The sequence below is a fragment of the Blastopirellula sp. J2-11 genome, from assembly GCF_024584705.1.
GTDB lineage: Bacteria > Planctomycetota > Planctomycetia > Pirellulales > Pirellulaceae > Blastopirellula.
Genome location: NZ_CP097384.1, coordinates 64,987 through 81,828, shown reverse-complemented (window position 1 = coordinate 81,828; position 16,842 = coordinate 64,987). Strand labels below are relative to the sequence as shown.

Sequence of the window (16,842 nt, the reverse complement as noted above, 5' to 3'; positions counted from 1 at the left end):
GCGAAGATAAGTGGATGATTCCCGCCGACACGACCCCTGAATCGCATCCAATTCAAATGGCGATGACGCGGCCCATCAGGCGCTCGCCTGCCGAGGGATGTTCAACGTCATTGACAACTCGACGGGACAAAAGGGAGATCTGATCGTGTGAAAGAATCGTCCCTTCCGTCGATCCGAGTTCGCCCGCCGCGTTCCCGCCGAAATATTAGGCGTGCAATCGATGATCGCATCGGCGGAAGACATTCTTCTCAGTAAGCTTGAGTGGGCCGCTATTTCGGAATCGGAGCGGCAAATTCGCGATGCGCTGCGCATTGCAGAAATCCAATCCACTTTGAATCTCGTCTATCTGCGTCGTTGGGCGGACGAATTAGGAGTAAGTCAGCGCCTGGAAGAAGTGCTGACCGCCGCCGGGCATTGAGCGAATAAATTTCTCGCATCATCGGCCGCAATCGGCGACAATCAAAATTGTCACGCGCCGAAGCGCGGCCTGATTTTTGCCGCAGAGGGAAACGACATGCCGCAATTCTCACTACGCACGCTCGCCATCTTCACCGCACTGGTCTGCGGCAGTTTAACGGCGCTGCGTTATCCGACGCCGATGCTCGTCGAATTTCTCCAATTGCTTTGGCCAGCTCTGCTGCTAGTCGCCGCTTGCCTGGCGATCGGCTGTCGCGGCTCGCTCCGATCGCTCTACATCGGATTTCTCATCGCAACGCTTGGCGCCTACTACTGGGATGATTCGCAGCGGAAATCGGCGAGAACGATCCCCACCTTCTCTGCAGCGATGGCCGACAACGTCCAGCGCTATTTGCTGAACGGCTATGTGCCCGAGTATGACGGGCTAACCACTTTTTCACTCGATCCGCAAGACGCGGATCGCGTCCACTATGTCAAGAAAGACAAAGACGGAAACGTGCTTGATCGCGGGACAATGCCGCTACGGCGCGTACAAAACTTTGGCATTAGCAAGTCGGTGTTGCCGATACAGCCCGATCGCGTGAGCTATATCGCCACCATGAAAATTTTATCCATCCTATGGATCGGCGGTCTCGGCGCCGCGATCGCCTATTACGCCGATCAAGCAAGCAAACGACAACGCGACGACAAACCGTCGCACACGAAAAAAGACCCGCCGGAAGCAGCGGGTCTGGAGTAGTAAGTGGTCGAGTGAAAGCGAATTACGCTTTCGATTCGGCAGGTCGCGGACGATTGGGAGTCTCCGGCGCGTTGCCGCCGCCGACAACCGTTTCGTAACGACCAAAGATCATGCGTCCGGCGCTCGTTTGCAAGACGCTGGTCACCAAGATCTGTACGCTTTGACCGATATGGTCGCGGCCACCTTCGATGACGATCATCGTGCCATCGTCCAAGTAGCCAACCCCTTGGGTCTCTTCTTCGCCTCGTTTGACGACGCGTACGACCAATTGCTCGCCCGGCAAGAAGACCGGCTTCAGCGCGTTGGCGACATCGTTCAGATTGATCACTTCCACATTGTGCAGCCGCGCTACTTTGTTCAGGTTGTAATCGCCGGTGACGATCTTGCCTTCCATGCCTTTGGCGAGCAGCACCAGTTTCATGTCGACCGGCTGCCCGTCCATTTCTGGCGTTTCGCGATCATGAATCTTCAGGTCGACCGCTTCGTGATTGCGGAGACGATTCAAGATGTCGAGCCCGCGACGTCCGCGGCTGCGCTTCAGCTTGTCGCCGCTGTCGGCGATCGCTTGCAGTTCGGCCAGCACAAAGCGCGGCATGATCAGTTGGTTGTCGAAGAGTTGCGTTTCGACGACGTCAGCGATGCGCCCGTCGATCACCACGCTGGTATCCAGAATGTAGGGCTTCAAACCTTTGACGTCTTTCGAGAATTCGACGTAAGGCACAATGAAGCGGAAGTCGTCTTTGGTTTGCAGCACCAAGCTAATGCAGGCATAGCAGAGCACCATGCCGACCACCAACTGCACCGCACGCTGCGGACCGCCGGTGGCGCCCATTTCATCCGCCGGGAAAAACGGCTGAATCGCTAAGCCCAGGATGTAGGTCAAAAACAGACCGACCAACAGCCCAAAATAGACGCCGCTGATCGTGTCGTACCGTTTGCGTTTGAACGCGACATCCATCCCGATGATGAAAATCGCGATCAGCATCACGCCGGTAAAGGTGAAAAACGGCTGATTGCGCGCAGTACTCGCGAAGTCATTGACCGTAATGATCGAGACGCCAACGCCTGCCGCAACTAGGAGAAAAATACAACGCAGAATGAGGAGAGCCATAGTGCCCGTCGCCTATCGCCGCGCAGCAGAGTGCATGAACCGTGCGGCATCAAAGTGTAAGAGGTGTCTCTGTTCCGTTCCAACCTGACATTCTAGCGGATGACTAGACTATAAGTCACCCCCCAAGGGCGTCAGGAGCCGAATCGCTTTTTAAACTCATTTGTACAATAAGTATCGGTCATAGTCGCCAAATAGTACCCAGCCGCTCGCTCACGGCCCCATTGGTCCAGACGATTCGCAATCTTGGCAGGCAACCACTCCGGATGCTGCAAATAGCCACGATACATCGTTGTTAGTTGATGCTGCACCTGCTCTCGAAATTGAACGATCGCTGGATGTCGATAGACTTCGTGATACAGAAATTTCTCGAGCTCGCGTTTCTCCGCCAATAAGTCGGCGCTCATCGTGACCAGGGGCGCCCGCGATTGCACCTCGACCGCACTTTGCGGCGGGTTCTCGGCCAGCGCTGCGCCGATGTTCTCAATTACGTTACGCACCTGAAGATCGATTAGTTCATGAACGATCATCTTTCTCAGCACGCTCCCTTCAACGCGGCCATAGCGCTCACTCGCCTGTTGGTGGCAGCGCCGGACCAACGGCAGTTCGAGAACTTGCTCGATCCGCACGAGTCCCACTTTGACCGCGTCATCCACGTCATGCGCATCATACGTCACGCTGTCGGCCGCTTCCACGATTTGGGCTTCAAACAGCGGAGATTGCGGCGCGACGCCGGTCTTGTCAATGCGCGTCCGCTGACTGTCGAGCACCTCTTGCGTTAGGTTCAAGCCGTCATAGGCCGGAGAACGGGTCTCCAACTGGTCGACCAAGACCAGACCAAACTGATTGTGCGAGAATCCGCCGACCGCCGACATGCACTCGGCCAGAACATCTTCTCCCGAATGTCCATACGGGGGATGGCCGATGTCGTGCAAATGGGCCAACGCTTCGACCAGGTCTTCGTTCAAGCGAAAGACGCGCCCCATGGTTCGCGCTACCGACGCAACTTCGATCGTGTGGGTCAGGCGAGTCCGGTGATAGTCGCTAACCCCTGAAAAAACTTGGGTTTTGTCACTCAGCCGACGATAGGCGCTCGAATGAACAACGCGATCCCGGTCGCGCTGAAAAGGACTGCGGTAAGGCTGATCCGTTTCGACGACATTTCGTCCGCGCGTATCCGCGCTGAACATCGCATAGGGTGCGAGCAAGATCGCTTCGCGCTGTTGGTAGTTCGGTCCGCCGATGATCGACAAAGACTCTTCCTTGATCGAAGCGGCCGCCGTCAACGACGGGGTCGAGGTTTTCTGGATCACGCTGGTGATTCTAACTGGTAGCAGGATCATTAGTTAGCCAATTGCGCGCAAAGTCTACGCCGCACCTATCGCCAAAGCAAGTCGAAGCGTTGCCCGATCCAAGGGGGAAAGCGGCGGTAGATCTGGAAAACGTAACGGTTTTCCACGATTTACCCTGCGAATCAACAATGCAGTCTTCAATCGCTCAGCGTCATGTGATCTTCCACGTTCTGAGTGATATGAAAAGCGATCCTTCTCGCATATGGAGAGATCGCGATTTTGTTATTGATTTCCTGGTAAATTTCCCCGAAAATCCACGCGTTATCTCTAACTCATCTCTATTCGGTGACCTTCTATGTCATTTCAAAACCGCAGAGCATTTACGCTCGTCGAGTTGCTGGTGGTAATCGCCATCATCGGCGTCTTGATCGCCCTCTTACTTCCAGCTATCCAGCAAGCGCGCGAAGCGGCTCGGCGGATGGACTGCACCAACCGACTGAAGCAGATCGGTTTGGCGCTGCACAATCATCACGACGCCAAAGGCAATTTTCCGGCAGGCGTACGCAACGCAAAAAACCTGACCTATACGAGTAGCAGTTGGTGTACAGGGACCGGCGTCGACGCCGATGCGCGCGAACCGTGGAGCGTTGCGATATTGCCATATCTCGAGCAGATCAATCGCTACGAATTGTTTGACGTCAACGCCGCTTTTACGACCACCGAAAACCGACCCGGCTCCACCGGCAATCATGCGCAGTTCAAGCGGAACAATCCTGCGTTTCAGTGCCCATCGGATCCCGGCACGCGGGACGACTGGGCGACGACCAGCTACTTTGGCGTGCAAGGGGGCGGCACGGCTTCTGAGGAAAGCTGCTCGAACCAATCGGGCAATCGCGTCTTCTATCGCAACGGCATTTTGCACTTCAATTCAAAGAGCAAGTTTCGCGATATCGTTGACGGCACATCGAACACGCTGATGGTCGGCGAAACGAAGTACAGCCTGACTCCTACCGGACGCGATGACGGCATCTACACCAGCTGGGCGTCTGGGACCAAGACCGATAATTTCGGTTGCCCCTGGGTTTTGGCCGCCGCCCGAGATCAAATCAACTCGAATCCTAAGGTCGGACTGACGGACGATACACTGAACGTGATGTCCAAACTGTTTGGCAGCTACCACCCAGGCGGATGTCATTTTTTACTGGGAGATGGATCGGTCCATTTTCTATCTGAGACGATCGACCTGAATCTCTATCGTCAACTCGGCAAGCTGGACGACCAGCTTCCCACGGGAGGCTTCCCTCGTTAGCGTCGGCTTCTTACAGCGCTGCGAGCCTCTTCTTTTTAATGCCACTTCAAAAGTCGCGTCCGCTCATGAATATCCTCCCTTCGCAAGTTTTCATCGCGCTGATCTGGCTGGCGGCTCCGCTGTTGATCGGGTGCGGTCCCACGAACTCTACGATCCACCTCCACGGTCATGTCACCTACGATGGCCAGCCCGTTCCTAACGGCACCATCTACTTTGAACCTGATACGACGGCCGGCAACAGCGGCCACGGCAGCGTTGCGATCATTCGCCAAGGCGCTTTCGACACGAGTGAAGCGCTCGGCGTCGTCGGCGGCCCGCACCTGGTGCGGATCGAGGGCTACGACGGAATCGCCCACGGCGACAATTCCGACGGCCAACCGTTATTCCCCACGTTTGAAACCAAAGCGGAATTGCCAACCAGTTCGACCAGTATTGACTTTGACGTGCCGAAGAAAAAGAGATAGCCACTTGAGCAGCGCGCAAAAACGACCCTGCTTGCCAAGCGCAGTTGGCAAGCAGGGTCTGTTCTCTACATACGGCGCTATTTTACTGGCCGAACATTATTTCCAGCATCACTTCATAGACCATCCTCCGCCGTCAGCGCGGCCAACAATTTGGTCAGCTTCTCAGGCATCGGCTGAGGAAACTGAGCGCGTCGATTGGGAGCGCCGACTTCACCGACCGGCCGGTGAGCAGGGACCAACAGGCAAAGATCGCGGTTAGAAACGTCGCAGTACATCGTGCACTCTTGTCCGTCGTGCAGACAAAACGTGACGTAGTACGAAACGTAACCGCTGTGAGAACGAATCTCCTCTTCCGACTCCGGAAACGAGCATCCGTCGTGAGTCGAATCGACAAGACATCGCTTCAGGTACTGAATTACCTGAGGATCATGACACTCGAGATGTCGGTGTTGACCGAACGCCTCGATGTGCGAGAGATCGATACTCTCGTCCCCTTCTAGCAAAAGGGCCAATTGGTTGGAAGAAAGTTCTTCCCGATCAAACAGCAAGCAAACCGTCAACAGAATAGAGATGATAGCAATAGCGCGATAAAGATAACTACTCGTGAAGCGAATGTTCATCAGCACCTCCGTTATGGGGAAGCTTTCACGATCACGCCTCTTTCCAGCCTGTTCCTAACCAAGAGATATCATCGTCGAAATCTAGCCGCAGACGCAAGCTTAATTGAGCCGCATGATGCTGAATATGTCGAATGTTGTAGACGTGAAGCTCTGCCCGAGAGAACGTTTTCGGCGCAAACCCGCAAGCCGCAGTCAGCGACTCCGCCGACTCTTGCTGGATAACATCTATCGCTTTCGCGCGGCAATGTTGGCCATAAGAACGAAGGAACGAGCGGTCATAGGTCAATTTTTGCTCACGTACCTCCATCTCTTCATAATCGCAAAATTCGGCCGCATGCTGCTGATGAAATGGCTGCAATTTGAAATTTGCGGGACTTGCGCAAAGATAGTAGTCCGTGAAAAAAAGTGCATGAAATGCGGCCTGGCAAAATTTGAGGTTCGCAACCGGTTGGTCCCACGCCGTTTCCGGACATTGCTCGATACAACGGTGGAGCATCCAAAGCGACGCTTGATATTGCCCGGTTAGCAGCGTCTTCATTGTTTCGAACAGCACGGCGTTACTCCTGGAGCGAAGCTCCCGCAGAATCAACAATGGCAACACGACGTGGTCTAGCGCGCCGTTACAAAGGCTCCTCCGGAAACATCGCGGCAATCGGCATCGCAAGCAACGAACCGATCAGGCCTCCACCGCCGCCAAACAGCGCGCCGGTAATCAACCCGCTGTAATCCAGCATCACCATCGCACCCAGCGCCGCGGTCACGCCCAGCAGCGAACCGCAGGCTTGGATCGATTTGCCGGTCAGACTCAACTCTTTCTTTTTTGGTGAATCGCTCATCTGCTTCTGGTCGCCACGGTTTCGATTCTGGTTGTACGATCTTGGCATCAACGATCGCCGGGTGGCCCGATCAGTTCGTACAGAACTGGTTGGGTTGCTTTAGCAACAAGATGCCCGCGCCATGCGGACGCCAAGCTTGTTAATCCTTCCGACATCGATATCGAGGGCTGCTTTCGTGGGAAACGTGCTAGAAGTTGGACGCGGATGGCGCGAGCATCTTGTTGCTGCGCAACCCAACCAGTCTTGCACAGACTGGTCGGGGCACCCCGCGGTCGCTTACTCTTCTTCGTCTTCCGCCGCCAGACCATCTGCGGCTGGTGGTTCGCCTTGCGTTTCTTCTTTGAAGTTCTGATCGACGACCGCTTGAGCGAACGCTTCGGCCGCGAGAATCTGACCGTTTTGCGCCGCGACCGTCTGATTGTGCGCCCACATGTTGCGCAGCTCGTCGTCGACCGTATCCGGAAAATGCATTACCTGCGCTACGACGTCGCGCCAGCCCCCCTCCAGGTTATACGTCTCTTTCAAGGCCGGGCCCATTTCATTTAGCTTTTCCGCATAGACCTCGGGCAGCTCGTCAATCGCCGACAAGATATAGCACTCGAGCAAACGTACGAACGGTTTCCCTTCGTAGCGCGACATAGCATTCTCTTTCTGCAGAAGTTGGAAATAATTCGCCGCAAGTCGCGCTTGCAGCAAGCGTCGTCGCACGTTGCATCCTAACGCGCAAGTCTCATGAGAATCACCACGGATTGTCGAGAAAAATGGGCGATCCACCGACAATGCCTGAAACAACGACGGCGTTTTTACGCTTCGCGGTATATTGCAGGCCCCCAATAATGCCCAATAGAGGAGAATCGATCATGGGAAAACGAGTGATAGTAATCGCGTTTGGCTGCATCGCCTACGCCATGTTTTTGGGCGTCTTCCTCTATTCGATTGGATTCATCGGCGACCTATGGGTTCCCCGCACGATCGACGCTCCGGCGCAACTGGGAACGGTCGGAGCGATCGTGGTTAACTTGCTGTTGATCGCGGCGTTTGGACTACAGCACTCTGGCATGGCCCGGCCTGCATTCAAACGTTGGTTAACGCAATATATTCCGAAAGCGGCCGAGCGGAGTCTCTACGTGCTATCGACCAACCTCGCGATGATCGTCCTCTTTTTGGTTTGGCAGCCGATGCCGCTGGTGATTTGGCGCGTGACCTCCCTACCAGCGCAAGCGACGCTCTACACGCTGTACGGCTTTGGCTGGGCGCTTGTGTTTGTCTCAACTTGCTTGATTAGCCATTTTGACTTGTTTGGACTGCGGCAGACCTGGCTCTACTTCCGTGGTGAAGAATATCATCCGCTGCCGTTTCAGACGCCGCTCCTTTATCGCTATATCCGACATCCGCTCTACGTCGGCTGGTTCATGGTCTTTTGGATGGCGCCGACGATGACGCTCGGCCATTTGTTATTCGCGATCGGCACGACCGCCTACATCCTTGCGGCGATTCCATTCGAAGAACGAGACCTGATCGAGGTCCATGGCGATGACTACAAGCAATACCGCCGCAACGTGCGGATGTTTATTCCAAAACTGTTTTAAGCATGCCGCCGCCGATCTTGCCGGAACCTCCTCTTTTCCATCGAGAAAGAGGAGGCGGCCACGACGAGTGATCTTGGTTTGTCCTAAACTTCTCCCGTGTTTGCTTCTCTGCACGCGGCTCGTCAAAACTCGCATGCAAATAAGCTTTTTTATATTGGTTTTACGACAAATACGCATAAAGGTATCGAGAAGAATGCCTATAGAATTGGATTGCTACATCTACGCGAGGATTCGTTACACTACGATGGATTCTCTCTCCTATGCTTTCCCTGCTTGGTGCCAGTTTCATGAAGCATTCGGCAACTCGATCGCGACGTCAATTTCTCTCGGCTGCTGCGATCTCAGGAATTGGCTTCTTCCAGAACAACCTCGCTTGGAGCGGCGAAAAGACTCCCCATTCCGTCGCCCAACCGTACGCACGTATCGATTGGGAACATAGCCGTCAGATTGGTTCGGTCTCGCACGCGCACTGCCGCTCGCAAGTGTCGCTCGATTTGCTCTGCCGTCGTCAGCTCAAGCATCTGGCCATTTCTAACTACTATCCGTCAGTCCCTTGTCGACCCGATGAGCGGAGCCGGCAATACGAAGTCAGTCAAGACTTCGCAATGGTAACCGGACAAGGCTATCAGCGCGGTTCGTTTCGCTGGAACGAAATCATTCGCGATCCCAACACCGGCTGGTACGACTCGCTTCCGGCCGACCTGCAGCAGGCGCTGCCGTTTAAGGTCGGCTCCCCCTGTTTTTCGCAGATCCCAGCCGATGTCATTCTTTGTCCGAATGCGGAGCATCATTCGATGACCGACTCCAGCGGACATTTCAATGCGGTCGGCTCGAACTTCTGCAGCGGCACGTTTGACGCACGCGGCAAGTACAAGCTGCACTCCCACGGCTACCCCATCGGTACCGACATGCCCTGGAAAGAGGCCTTTGAGCGAATGCTGGACGCGCTTGAAGTTTCTGACGGCGGCGGCGTCACGCTGAATCACCCGAAATGGAGCCGTCTGCCTCATTCGCACCTGCTGGATTTGTTGGACTTTGATCCGCGCGTGTTGGGCATCGAAATCTGGAATCACACCGCCGAGATGCTCAACGGCAAAGGCTGGTCATTGGACGAATGGGACGCGATTCTCGCCACCGGTCGGCGCTGCTGGGGATTGGCGGTCTCGGATCACGCCCACAACAGCGATCCTGGTTTCATGGGCCGCAACGTGTTGCTTGTGAACAACGATACCGATCCGCAAGACTTGCCCGCTGCGTGTTTGCGAGCCTATCGCAACGGCGACTACTATTGTGCGCTCAACGGCGACTTGGAGTTTCGGCGGATTGAACTCGACGCAGGATCCATTCACGTCGAAGTCTCCGAGCCTTGCCGGTTGCGAATCGTAACTGCACGCGGCGTCGTGCATGAACAGTCCGGAACCAAATGCACATGGAAGTTGCCGATCGAAGCCGCGGCGCTCCAGCAACATGTTTACCTTCGCGTGGAAGCGGACGGCGTCGACAACCAAGAACGACTCTTCTCGCAACCGTTTCGACTGACGTAATTCCCATCACGCCGACGAAATCAAACCCTCAGATGCACGTGGCCCCCTCATTTTTCGAGCTTGATTCCACATCGACTCATAACTTTGGAGGAGCGAAGATCAAGATGAAGCTTAGAAACGCATTTACGCTGGTTGAACTTTTGGTGGTGATTGCGATCATCGGCGTGCTGATCGCAATGTTGCTTCCCGCCGTCCAACAAGCCCGCGAAGCGGCGCGGCGCAGCCAGTGCAGTAACAACGTGAAACAAATCGGGCTGGGACTGCACAATTACCACGACACGTTCGGTTCATTGCCGTCCGGCTGGATTGATGACGATCCGTACGACGACATCACCAACGCCAACTTGCTGGGTTGGGGGGCGCTGCTGCTTCCTTTCATCGAGCAGAGCTCGCTGCATGACGCGATGGACAGCGTCGGCGCGTTTGACGGAAAATGGTTTTCGATCCCAGCAATGACGACTGCATCGGCCGCCGTTCCCACTCCGTACGCCAAAACGGTGATTAGCGGCTATATCTGTCCATCCGATCCGACCGGCAGTTTCAATCTGACCTACGGCGGCTTCGCCAAGTCGAACTACACCGGAATCGGCGGTATTGGATACCGCACCGACAACACCCCCGGGTCGTTGTACCCGGTCCCTACCGGCGCGTTTTACGACAACTCTCGCATCAAGTTTCGTGACATTCGCGATGGTCTCACCAACACGTTTTTGATCGGCGAGCGGAGCACGATCACCCATCCCGACCCGCTGGACGTGAAGTATGGCACGATCTGGATCGGCGGCAGGATTCAGACCGAATACTATCTCAATAACGCGATCGTAAGCACGACCCTCGCCTATAAACTCAACGGCGTACCGGGACATCACAACCTGACGAGTGCTCACCCCGGCGGAGCGCAGTTTTTGTTTGGGGATGGTTCCAGCCACTTCATTAGCGACACGATCAACCCCGTGTCCTACCAAAATCTCGGCTCCATTGCCGAAGGAAACGTCGTTGGCGAGTACTAATTCTCAATACATTTCGTTCCAGAACAATCCATTCCAAAATTCACTCTGTCGTTTGGATGCGTGCAAGCAACGACAGTATTCTAGCGGGGAGCAGAGAATGAACATGACACGACGGATGACCGTTTGCCTGATCGGCCTGATGATCGGCTGCGGGCCGAGCGAACCAAGTTTCCACGAACTTCATCCCGGCGTCGCCGAAAGCGAGCTGCTGCCGACGCTCGAAGAATTGGCGAAGACCGGTGAGCACAAAGAGGTCTTGATTGACCTGATGATTGGGCTCGAAGAAGGAGGCTACATGCAGGAAGCGGCGACCATCTCTCAGTGCGAATCGCTGGAAGACCCCGCGAAAGTAAAAGCCCTGGCTCGCCAAGTCGCGGCGAGCGTCAAACGGCAACAGAAGAACAAGGAGCGTAACACGAAGATGGCGACGCCGACGAACTAACAAGTCGCACGCCAGGAAAATTCCTGGAATGAAAAAGCCGTCCTTGTCTTTTGACAGGGACGGCTTTCTGTTTCGCCCGATTCTAACTGTTGAATCGCTACTTGGTCAGGTCGAACGTCAACACGTTCTCGCCGCGTTCGATGGTAGCCGACAGCCCGCTGGTCGCCGGGTTGGAATAACGAACCGGAATCAAATCACGTCCGTAATCCATCCCGCCGGCGCCGCCGGCTTCGCTGCGGCGATTTTTCTTCGACTCGACCGTCTCGATCGATTGGATCACCACAGAAGCTTCTCCCAGGGGAACGCCGACGCCGCGATCACTCGTGGCGACGTTAATAATCTGCCCATCCTTGATTTCCCCATAGGCGAAACCGCCGCCGGAAATCTCAAACAAGATCGTTCCGTGAGGCAGCGGTTTTCCTTCGTAGTTAACCTGACCAGTCACTTTGCCCAGGGTTGGCCCTTGCGAACAGCCCACCATAGCAATACAGACCAGCAAACAAACTTGAATACTTCGCGACATGAAATCGCTCCTGCGATAGGTTTGGATGAGCAAATTATGTCACGTTACGGCAGGGGCGCCGCTTCGCCGCCGAACCGCGAAGCGCCGGCTCGATAAGCGACGCCGTCCGCCGTTTCTGTAATCAAACGGACCGAGCCGTCGCACATCAAAAAGTTGGCGCCGCCGGGATGAAAGCTGCGAAAGGTGATGTTGTAATCCCAATCGCCCGAGTCGAGAGTGCCGTCGAGAAAGTCGCGGTTGCGATAATTGACCGGCCAGGCGGTCGTGGCAAACGAGGTGGCGCCAAAGTTCTGCCACTTGCTCCAAGCGCCGACGCATTCGCCCAGCAGATAGGTATTGGACAAGCCGTCGCCGATGTCTTTGAACTGCGCCGCCCAATCACGGCAGCCAATCACTCCACGAGGCATGACCACATCGTTTCCAGCACCCGAATTATAGCCAACGTCCGACGCAGGCAAGCCGATGCCGGTCTTGTTTTTATGATCGCCGATATTCGCGGCGTAATCCGATTGCGACAGCTTATAATATTCGCCAAATTCGTCCTCGACCATGGGCTCTCCGCCGATCGAATTGGACGGACAGAGGAACGGCTGGTGCACCATTCGCACCACCTTGTAGTTGCAGATCACGCTGGGATCATCCATCAGGCTATCGTTCCAAGCGCCCCAACTCCCCACGCGATCGTACGATGCTTTGGTGAAATCGATTTGATCGTAGATGGCCGATTGTTCCATGAACGGCAAGATCCGCGGCGCCCAACCCCACTCGCGTTGCGGTGGATACGGCGCGAAATTGTCGATTTCGGAATTGCTCGGCGGCAAATTGCTAAAGGTATCGTGATAGTTGTGCATCGCGATGCCCATCTGTTTCATCTGGTTCGTACACTGCATTCGACGTGCAGCTTCACGCGCCTGCTGAACCGCCGGCAACAACAACGCGATCAGAACGCCGATAATCGCGATCACCACCAATAATTCAACAAGCGTAAAAGCCTTACGTAGGCGAATTAGCATGTTCTCTCCTCATGACAAATAAAACCAAGCAAACGCGGCATGAGACGACGCTCCTGCTAGCTGTGCTATTGGACGAAAAATTAAGCCTATCGAAAACGGCCGTCTAGCTTCAACGAGAATCTCGGCTGCAATTCTAAGAATTCGAAAGTTAATATTAGCCCGCAAAACAACGACTACTTTGCGCAACATGGCGAACATTTTCCTCTGCCGCCGGCACTTTTTGCGCAGTGTGTCGTAAAACTTCATCGAGGGCCCAACCCATCATTTCCCCTGGACCAGCAACGGCGCCGCGCTGATTTCGATCTCCAGCTCTTTCGTATCCCGAAGCGGGCCATCCCGTTTTCTGCGGAGGCGTCGCCCAGTTACGAGATCACGTCGATCTACGGATCGATCCGATGCGAGATACAATCAGAATTGACGACGCAGATAACTCTGGCTGAAGAGAAGAAATGAAGAGTGCGAACCGATTACGACCGTCAGCCCTCTAGAGAATTGCCTCAGCGATTGCCGTCCTAACATGACCGGAGCAATCGTGTTAGGCGTTTCGGCCGATCTGACGAAATTGAAAGCGGCGCCTTCCCAGCCGTTGACGACCAGGCGGACTCGCTTTAAACTGGGGCGTTTTGACGACTACGGTGGGTATAGCTCAGTTGGTTAGAGCACTGGATTGTGATTCCAGGGGTCGTGGGTTCAAATCCCTCTATCCACCCTTAGTTCGTCGAATTTAATTCTCTAAATGATTGCCTACCAATAGTTTAGGCATATTTATCGAAGGGCGTTCTCGGCCCGGCGAACCGGTTTTTCCTCACCGCGTCTACTCCAAAAACAACCCTGTTTTTGTCCCCTTATTATCGCGTGAGGACCAATCGATGCCGACTGCCTTGGATGTTACTTCCGCTGTTTCCGCCGAATTAGTTCGCTGTTTAAACGGTTGTTTCGACCGCATCGAACATTGCGTCTCCCAACTTTCCGACGCGCAAATCTGGCGGCGGCCCGGTCCCGGCATGAACTCGATCGGCACGATCCTGATTCACTTGGGGGGGAATGTTCGACAACATTTGATCTCTGGCGTCGGCGGTGCGCCCGACGTGCGCGATCGCCCTGCCGAATTCGCCGAGCGCGATCCGATTCCGGCCCAGCAATTGATAAGCGAGCTGCGCGCCACACTGGACGAAGCGATCGCCGCCGTCGAAAAAGTAGACGCCGCCGAGATGTTGCAACCGCGCCGCGTGCAAGGCGACAACGTCAGCGGTTGGCAGGCGTCAGTTCACAGCGTGTCTCATTTTTTTGGACACACGCAAGAGATCATCTGCCTGACGCGGCAAATGCAGGCAGAGAACTATCAGTTCTTTTGGACGCCGCAATCCGCGGAAGAAGGGAAATCGTCCTAGCAGCAAATTGCCCACGGTGCGCAAGTTCGCCTTGACCGAGTTAGGAGTCGCTGGTAATTACACCCCACGACTTTCCCAACTATTGTTCATCGTCACTAGGCGACCGTTTGCTTGAGAGAATCGTGGGCGAAATTTTCAAAAACACGATCATCGTCGGAGCACTGCTGCTAGCCGCGCCGACGGCGTTGCTAGCACAGCGTATCCAGGCTCCAACGCCGATCAATACGGTTGCGCCTTCTCCTTACGGAGTGCAACCACCGGCGAATTTGTCTGGCGGCATCCAGCCGTTTGATCCTTACGCTACCGGTACGCAATTTAGTTCGTATCCGCCAACGCCGGCAGCTACCTATGCGGCGCCGTCGTATCCGCCGCCGATGAGCTATCCCCCGCCGCCGACCACTCCGCCGGCTGGGTTTGCAGGCGGACCGCCTGCTTACTTTCCGAATCAAACGGCGCCGGCGTATGGCGCTCAGCCGCCGATCTATCAACCGACGACCGAGTTTCCCTCGATTCCCTACGAGCGATTTTTAGAAAACGTGGGATTCCGCTATACGTGGTTGCCCAAACTTACCGAGGCGGACACCGCGCTGCAGACGCAAGACTTTGACGTTTCGGCGACCGCTCAGTTTCCCAATTTTCTCGGCAGCACTCAGCCGCTGTTGGTGACGCCTGCATTTGTGCTGCACTTGTGGGATGGCCCCCAGAACCTGGTGCAAAACTTGCCGGGCAACGCCTATAGCGCGTATCTCGACTTTGCTTGGAATCCGGAACTGACTCCGCGTTTATTCGCCGAGCTTGGTTTTCGGGCAGGCGTTTATACCGACTTCAAGACGTTCAACACCAATAGCATGCGATATCAAGGATTGGGCGTCGCCGCGGTGCGATTGACTCCCACCACGACCGTCAAAGCAGGCGTCGTCTACATTGATCGCTTGGACATCAAATTGCTGCCGGTTGTCGGCGTGACCTGGCAACCCGATAGTCGATCGAAGTACGATCTGGTCTTTCCTTATCCCCGCATCTCGAAGTACTGGACGACGCTGGGCGACAAAGAAGTCTGGTGGTACGTCGGCGGCGAATATGGCGGCGGCAGTTGGACTATCCAGCGCGATACCGGCATGGGATCGGTCGACGATCAGGTCGACATCAACGACTATCGCGTCTTCTTCGGCGTCGAGGCGACGCACCCGAATCGTTTGAAAGCGTTTGCCGAGATTGGCTACGTTTGGGAGCGCCAACTGGTCTATCGCAGCGCCATTCCTACCTTGGATGTCGATAGCACGCTGATGCTGCGTACTGGTTTCAATTTCTAAGCGATCCCCGTCAGAAATAACTCTGTGCAATTCATCTCGCTCCGATTCTGGCTAGCGCTGTTCCCGCTCTGTCTGGCGACAGAAACGGTCTGCGCGCAGTATGTGCCTTGGAGCTCCAATAGCCAATCCTCCTCCAATCTTGGCGTCTCGGATCGTCAGCTTCCGTATGAAGCGGTGCAGCCGCTGCCGCCGACCGACGTCTTTCCCCAAAGCAGCCCCTACTATACGCCGGCTGACGTAACGAAGCCGATCGCGCAGACAGCCGCGGCGATTCCTCCCGAATTGGACGAAATGCCGTACGACATTCAAATGGGAGAAGGACTGCGACTGGACGAAGACGAGATCTTCAGCACGCGGCCGATTCTCGCGACCAGCAAGCCAGGCATCTTGCAGGCGGTGACGACCGATAGCACCTGGATCGCCGGCAGCGGAGATAACATCGGCATCACCGACGTATTGGCGACGATCACGCTCGGTTTTCCGGCGCCAACCATCGACTCGCCGCTGATCGTCACGCCGGGCTACGGCATGCACTTTCTCGTCGGACCAGAATCGATTGACGCACCGGCGACGCTGTACGACGTCTACCTGACGACCCGTTGGATTCGTCCGATCAATGAACGCTGGGGGATGATTCTCTCGGGCACCGCCGGCTACTACAGCGACTTTAAACTACAGCAGAGCGACGCGTTTCGCCCCAGCGCGATGGCGATCGCGACCTACAATTGGAACAAAAACTGGCAGCTTCTCGGCGGCGTCGTTTGGTTGAATCGCGACGACTTCAACATCCTGCCGATTGCCGGCGTCGTCTGGACCGGTGAGAAACGAAAACTGGAGCTGACCTTCCCGCGGCCGCGCTACAGTCAACTGTGGGACTATGGTCCTGGCTATGAAGATTGGTGGTACGTCACCGGCGAACTCGGCGGCGGGACGTGGGCCGTCCAACGCAGCAACGGCGCCGGCGACTTGCTGACGCTCTCAGACTATCGATTGATCTTTGGGATGGAACGTCGCCGCGATGGCGGCGGCAAATCGTTTATCGAATTTGGCTACGTCTTCGGTCGCCAGTTGGAATACAAAGAAAATCCCTACACCCTCGACATGACGGACACCGTCATGATCCGCAGCGGCTGGTGGTTCTAAGCCGCTCCTCTTCGTAGCCCGCCGCGCCAGCAAGCGAAATGCGGCAGGCTACTTCGATCCACTTTTGAATCGCCAAGCGATTTTCCCTC

General features: G+C 55.5%; 19 protein-coding genes and 1 tRNA gene. 12 read left to right on the top strand and 8 right to left on the bottom strand.

Annotation, left to right across the window (positions count from 1 at the left end):
- Positions 1-211 precede the first annotated feature (211 nt).
- Entirely contained in the window at positions 212-418 is a 207-nt protein-coding gene (locus M4951_RS00380; protein WP_262024499.1) for a hypothetical protein, read from the top strand.
- 96 nt (positions 419-514) lie between these two features.
- Entirely contained in the window at positions 515-1,156 is a 642-nt protein-coding gene (locus M4951_RS00375) for a hypothetical protein (RefSeq protein ID WP_262024498.1), read from the top strand.
- 22 nt (positions 1,157-1,178) lie between these two features.
- Here M4951_RS00375 and M4951_RS00370 read toward each other — a convergent pair whose 3' ends face one another.
- Positions 1,179-2,267 carry a PIN/TRAM domain-containing protein gene (locus M4951_RS00370; protein ID WP_262024497.1) on the bottom strand — a complete coding sequence of 363 codons (1,089 nt, stop codon included), beginning with the start codon at positions 2,265-2,267 and terminating at the stop codon, positions 1,179-1,181.
- A gap of 131 nt (positions 2,268-2,398) precedes the next feature.
- On the bottom strand, positions 2,399-3,577 hold the full coding sequence (locus M4951_RS00365; protein WP_262024496.1) for an HD domain-containing protein: 1,179 nt from the start codon (positions 3,575-3,577) through the stop codon (positions 2,399-2,401).
- Between the two features lie 334 nt (positions 3,578-3,911).
- Here M4951_RS00365 and M4951_RS00360 point away from each other — a divergent pair, with 334 nt between their 5' ends.
- Positions 3,912-4,865, top strand: coding sequence for a DUF1559 domain-containing protein (locus M4951_RS00360; protein ID WP_262024495.1), 954 nt, complete (start codon positions 3,912-3,914; stop codon positions 4,863-4,865).
- Between the two features lie 65 nt (positions 4,866-4,930).
- A complete protein-coding gene (locus M4951_RS00355; protein ID WP_262024494.1) occupies positions 4,931-5,329 on the top strand; it encodes a hypothetical protein in 399 nt (132 codons plus the stop codon).
- Between the two features lie 113 nt (positions 5,330-5,442).
- Here the strand turns inward: M4951_RS00355 and M4951_RS00350 are convergent, their stop codons facing one another.
- From M4951_RS00350 to M4951_RS00335, 4 genes are all read right to left on the bottom strand, one after another.
- Positions 5,443-5,949, bottom strand: coding sequence for a hypothetical protein (locus M4951_RS00350; RefSeq protein ID WP_262024493.1), 507 nt, complete (start codon positions 5,947-5,949; stop codon positions 5,443-5,445).
- 31 nt (positions 5,950-5,980) lie between these two features.
- Positions 5,981-6,502, bottom strand: coding sequence for a DinB family protein (locus M4951_RS00345; RefSeq protein WP_262024492.1), 522 nt, complete (start codon positions 6,500-6,502; stop codon positions 5,981-5,983).
- A gap of 67 nt (positions 6,503-6,569) precedes the next feature.
- Entirely contained in the window at positions 6,570-6,785 is a 216-nt protein-coding gene (locus M4951_RS00340) for a hypothetical protein (protein WP_262024491.1), read from the bottom strand.
- Between the two features lie 276 nt (positions 6,786-7,061).
- Positions 7,062-7,424, bottom strand: coding sequence for a hypothetical protein (locus M4951_RS00335; protein WP_262024490.1), 363 nt, complete (start codon positions 7,422-7,424; stop codon positions 7,062-7,064).
- A 221-nt stretch (positions 7,425-7,645) separates the two neighbouring features.
- Between M4951_RS00335 and mddA the strand changes: the two genes are divergently transcribed.
- The 4 genes from mddA (at position 7,646) to M4951_RS00315 (ending at position 11,370) form a co-directional block, all read left to right on the top strand.
- Entirely contained in the window at positions 7,646-8,374 is a 729-nt protein-coding gene (gene mddA, locus M4951_RS00330; protein ID WP_262024489.1) for a methanethiol S-methyltransferase, read from the top strand.
- 287 nt (positions 8,375-8,661) lie between these two features.
- A complete protein-coding gene (locus M4951_RS00325) occupies positions 8,662-9,918 on the top strand; it encodes a hypothetical protein (protein ID WP_262024488.1) in 1,257 nt (418 codons plus the stop codon).
- 104 nt (positions 9,919-10,022) lie between these two features.
- Complete coding sequence (locus M4951_RS00320) at positions 10,023-10,928, top strand: DUF1559 domain-containing protein (RefSeq protein ID WP_262024487.1); 906 nt, start codon at positions 10,023-10,025, stop codon at positions 10,926-10,928.
- Positions 10,929-11,025: 97 nt separating this feature from the next.
- Positions 11,026-11,370, top strand: a complete 345-nt coding sequence (locus tag M4951_RS00315) for a hypothetical protein (RefSeq protein WP_262024486.1) — start codon at positions 11,026-11,028, stop codon at positions 11,368-11,370.
- A gap of 97 nt (positions 11,371-11,467) precedes the next feature.
- Here the strand turns inward: M4951_RS00315 and M4951_RS00310 are convergent, their stop codons facing one another.
- Together M4951_RS00310 and M4951_RS00305 are read right to left on the bottom strand one after the other, a co-directional pair.
- Positions 11,468-11,893, bottom strand: a complete 426-nt coding sequence (locus tag M4951_RS00310; protein ID WP_262024485.1) for a hypothetical protein — start codon at positions 11,891-11,893, stop codon at positions 11,468-11,470.
- Positions 11,894-11,937: 44 nt separating this feature from the next.
- Entirely contained in the window at positions 11,938-12,906 is a 969-nt protein-coding gene (locus M4951_RS00305) for a DUF1559 domain-containing protein (protein WP_262024484.1), read from the bottom strand.
- A gap of 635 nt (positions 12,907-13,541) precedes the next feature.
- Here M4951_RS00305 and M4951_RS00300 point away from each other — a divergent pair.
- From M4951_RS00300 to M4951_RS00285, 4 genes are all read left to right on the top strand, one after another.
- Positions 13,542-13,615, top strand: a tRNA-His gene (locus M4951_RS00300).
- 160 nt (positions 13,616-13,775) lie between these two features.
- Complete coding sequence (locus tag M4951_RS00295) at positions 13,776-14,297, top strand: DUF1572 domain-containing protein (RefSeq protein ID WP_262024483.1); 522 nt, start codon at positions 13,776-13,778, stop codon at positions 14,295-14,297.
- Between the two features lie 122 nt (positions 14,298-14,419).
- A complete protein-coding gene (locus M4951_RS00290; RefSeq protein WP_262024482.1) occupies positions 14,420-15,610 on the top strand; it encodes a hypothetical protein in 1,191 nt (396 codons plus the stop codon).
- Between the two features lie 24 nt (positions 15,611-15,634).
- Positions 15,635-16,753 carry a DUF6268 family outer membrane beta-barrel protein gene (locus tag M4951_RS00285; RefSeq protein WP_262024481.1) on the top strand — a complete coding sequence of 373 codons (1,119 nt, stop codon included), beginning with the start codon at positions 15,635-15,637 and terminating at the stop codon, positions 16,751-16,753.
- Positions 16,754-16,842: the final 89 nt, after the last annotated feature.